The sequence below is a fragment of the Bacillus sp. LL01 genome, from assembly GCF_001037965.1.
Genome location: NZ_LFEL01000193.1, coordinates 1 through 3,946 on the forward strand (window position 1 = coordinate 1; position 3,946 = coordinate 3,946).

Consider the following 3,946-nt stretch of genomic DNA (forward strand, 5'->3'; position numbering starts at 1 on the left):
AGCTCATTCAGGTACTGAAATTGGCCAGCATGCTGTATCTGTTAGTTATGCTGCAGTTGAATTAGGTAAGAATATATTTGGTGAATTTGACGGTAAGCATGTATTAATTTTAGGTGCAGGCAAGATGAGTGAATTAACTGCCAAGCATTTGCATGCTAATGGTGCTAAGAAGATTACCGTCATTAACCGAACGGAAGCTCGTGCAGCAGAACTTGCAGCTCGTTTCCTCGGACAAGCGAGACCGTTTGAACAACTCCAAGACGCTTTAGTAGATGCTGATGTTTTAATCAGTTCGACGGGAGCCCGTGATTTTGTTGTGTCTAAAGAGATGATGTCTAAGACTTTAAAGAAGCGTAAAGGACGTCCTTTATTTATGGTTGATATTGCAGTGCCACGTGATTTGGACCCGGCGCTTGCTGAGTTAGATGATGTGTATCTGTATGATATTGATGACCTACAAAATATTGTTGAAGCTAATTTAGCAGAGCGTAAGCGCGAAGCTGAAAAAATCGAGTTGATGATTGAGCTTGAAATCGATGAGTTTAAATCTTGGCTAAACACTTTAGGTGTGGTTCCGATTATTACCGCTCTTCGAACAAAAGCTTTAGCAGTACAAGCCGAAACGATGGAGAGTATTGAACGTAAATTGCCAAACCTCTCAGAACGTGAGAAKAAAGTTCTTCGCAAGCATACAAAGAGTATCGTCAACCAACTTTTACGTGATCCAGTAACTCGAGTAAAAGAACTGGCTGGAGAATCTAGTTCAGATGAAGCGCTTGAATTGTTTACAAAGATCTTCGCATTAGAAGAAGAACTTGAAACACAAGAGCGTGAGGTGCGTGTTCGTGAGGCAGAGCAACAATGGGAAGCACAAAAGAAAGAATACAGTGCACTCTCTAATAAGCAAGATGCAGTCGTTCGCTCCTAAGGAAAGGAGTGAGATTAGCGGATGAATTGGATTTATCCATTAACGATTGTCCTTTATAGTTTAAGTGTATTTGGCTATTTTATTGATTTCTTACAGCAAAACCGGAAAGTCAATCGATTGGCTTTCTGGTTGCTTTCTATAGTATGGGTCTTACAAACGGTGTATTTCGTGTACCGAGCATTTGAGTTAAATCGATTGCCGTTAATTACCCCGTTTGAAGGGCTCTTTTTTTATGCATGGGTAGTGGTTACGCTATCTCTTTTAATCAACTGGTTTTTCAGGGTTGATTTTCTCGTGTTTTTTACAAATCTTGTAGGCTTTAGTATGATGGCGTTTAGTCTATTTGTGAGGGATAGTGGTATTCCTGAATCACTGTATACCCTCTTAGTTTCAGAATTACTAATTATTCATATCACCATTATATTATTGTCATATGCTGCGTTTACTTTATCATTTGCTTTTTCGATTATGTATGTGATTCAACATCAAATGCTTAAACGGAAGCTTTGGGGTAAACGACTTGTGCGCTTTGGTTCGTTATCGAAACTCGATCGATTGGCATATCGAATGACTATTTTTGCTTTTCCATTCTTTTTAATTGGTCTCATTCTTGGTTTCGTATGGGCCAATACTCAATTTGGATTTATCCCGCTAATGGATGCGAAAGTTATTAGTTCGTTATTCGTTTTATTTGTATACGCTATCTACCTATACCAACGAGCTGTTCACTACGTTCGAGGATATAATATGGCGCTATTAAATATTGCTTGTTTCTTATTACTTTTAATTAATTATTTCTTATCTGGTCAGTATTCAGAGTTTCATCTATGGTATTAACGTAAAACTAGATTTGAAAAGTGACATYGACTGATTAACTGGAGGTTTATACATGCGTACGATTGTAATTGGTTCACGCYGTAGTAATTTAGCTTTAACACAGACTGATTGGGTTATTGCTCAATTAAAGAAAAAAGAAGTTCCTTATGAGTTTGAAGTGAAAAAGATCGTCACAAAGGGAGATCGTATATTAGATGTGACGCTTTCTAAAGTTGGTGGGAAAGGGTTGTTTGTAAAAGAGATTGAACAAGCTCTTGAGAATAAAGAGATTGATCTAGCTGTTCACAGTATGAAAGACGTTCCATCCGTTATGCCTGATGGTTTTACATTAGGAGCGATTACAGAGCGAGAAGACCCTCGTGATGCCTTTATTTCAGTTGATAACGTAAAATTAGCAGATTTACCGACAGGAGCGATTGTGGGTACAAGTAGCTTACGTCGTTCAGCTCAACTTTTAGCTGAGCGTCCTGACCTTGAAGTTAAATGGATTCGTGGTAWCGTTGAGACACGTTTACGTAAATTAAAAGAAGAAGATTTTTCTGCGATTATTTTAGCTGCTGCAGGATTGAAGCGGCTCGGTTATTCAGAAGAGTTAGTGACAGAGTACTTATCTCCAGAAATGTGTGTTCCTGCTGTAGGACAAGGTGCACTAGGCCTTGAGTGCCGTAGCGATGATGAAGAAGTGCTTGAATTAATTCAGAAATTAAATGATGATTACACATCCCGTACTGTAACCGCTGAGCGTACATTCTTACACAAGATGGAAGGTGGTTGTCAGGTGCCAATCGCAGCTTATGCAACGATCCAAGCTGATGACCAACTTTCTTTAACTGCACTTGTAGGCTCTCCTGATGGTAAAACGATCTTAAAAGAGAGATTAGTTGGTCAAGACCCTGTAAAATTAGGCGAGGAGATTTCAGATCGTCTTCTTGAAAAAGGGGCTAAGGAAATTTTAGATAAAGTGAAACGTGAGCTTGATCAGTAATGAGTACGGCTGCACTTGCTGGTAAGCATGTACTTGTAACGCGTGCAATCGAACAAGCTCAACCTCTTATTAATCGAATAGAAGAAGCGGGCGGAATTGCACATGTTATTCCGCTTCTCTCTTTTCAAGCTATAGAAGAAGCACATCATATTGAACAAGTACGAAACAGTCTTGAACATTATCAATGGCTTGTTTTTACAAGTGCAAATGGTGTGCGTTTCTTTTTTGAAGCGTTTAAAGAAGATCATCTTCGCTCTATTATTAAAAAGGTCAACATTGCCGTAGTCGGACATAAGACTGAAGCAGTTCTTAATCAGTATGGCTATCAGGCAAGTCTGCTTCCAAAACATTATGTTGCAGAAGATTTAGTCTTGGTATTACGTGAGCATATTAATGAGGGTGATCGTGTTTTACTGCCTCGTGGTAATTTGGGACGAACTTATTTACCAAAGGCATTGAGCGCTCATGGAATTGAAGTAGATGATTTAACCGTCTATAAAACGGTATGTCCTGATGTGGCCAAAGACCACATTCAATCTCTGATAAATGAACACATGCCGCTTGATGTGATCACCTTTACAAGTTCTTCAGCCGTTAAACACTATACTCAGATTTTAGAGGGGCTTGAGCTAGAAGATCCGTTTCCTTATGCACGGATTGCTTGCATAGGACCGATTGCAGAAAAAACAGCACAAGAGTATCATTTACAAGTAGATATAACAGCAAGTACATACACTATTGAAGGCCTTATAGAAGCTATCTCTACATATTTTAAGGAGGATGAAAACTATTGAAACAGTTAGAATTTAATCGTCATCGTCGCCTTCGTCAAACCGCTTCGATTCGTCGTATGATTCGCGAAACATCTGTTAAAACAGATGATTTGATCTATCCGATCTTTGTTATCGAGGGGGAAGGGGTTAAGAATGAAATTCCTTCTATGCCTAATGTGTTCCAATGGTCACTTGATTTAGTGGATACTGAAGTAGAAGAAGCGGTGGCACTCGGAATCCCTTCWATTATCGTATTTGGAGTTCCAGCAGATAAAGATGATGTAGGCTCTTCTGCCTATCATGATCACGGAATTGTTCAAAAAGCGATTCGTCAAATTAAAGAAAAGCATCCTGATCTTACAGTGATTGCTGATACATGTCTATGCCAATTTACTGATCATGGTCATTGCGGTCTTATTGAAG

The 3,946-nt window shown here is 39.1% G+C and carries 4 protein-coding genes and 1 pseudogene; all 5 read left to right on the plus strand.

Features of this window, described 5'->3' with window-relative positions; genetic code table 11:
• Nucleotides 1–928 (plus strand): glutamyl-tRNA reductase (hemA, locus tag AB685_RS27730; protein ID WP_047973829.1); only part of this gene is annotated, 928 nt, incomplete at its 5' end.
• 21 nt (nt 929–949) lie between these two features.
• Nucleotides 950–1,765 carry a cytochrome c biogenesis protein gene (locus AB685_RS27735; RefSeq protein WP_047973830.1) on the plus strand — a complete coding sequence of 272 codons (816 nt, stop codon included), beginning with the start codon at nt 950–952 and terminating at the stop codon, nt 1,763–1,765.
• Nucleotides 1,766–1,817: 52 nt separating this feature from the next.
• Nucleotides 1,818–2,750, plus strand: coding sequence for a hydroxymethylbilane synthase (gene hemC / locus AB685_RS27740; protein WP_047973831.1), 933 nt, complete (start codon nt 1,818–1,820; stop codon nt 2,748–2,750).
• On the plus strand, nt 2,750–3,544 hold the full coding sequence (locus tag AB685_RS27745) for a uroporphyrinogen-III synthase (RefSeq protein ID WP_047973832.1): 795 nt from the start codon (nt 2,750–2,752) through the stop codon (nt 3,542–3,544). The genes hemC and AB685_RS27745 overlap by 1 nt, the downstream gene beginning before the upstream one ends.
• Nucleotides 3,541–3,946: pseudogene (locus AB685_RS27750) on the plus strand (porphobilinogen synthase); the annotation flags it as partial. The gene AB685_RS27745 and the pseudogene AB685_RS27750, both read left to right, overlap by 4 nt.

What these genes read in the sequence shown, in the direction of transcription:
- AB685_RS27745 (WP_047973832.1), top strand. Translation starts at nt 2,750, where the DNA reads ATGAGTACGGCTGCACTTGCTGGTAAGCATGTACTTGTAACGCGTGCA.
- AB685_RS27735 (WP_047973830.1), top strand. Translation starts at nt 950, where the DNA reads ATGAATTGGATTTATCCATTAACGATTGTCCTTTATAGTTTAAGTGTA.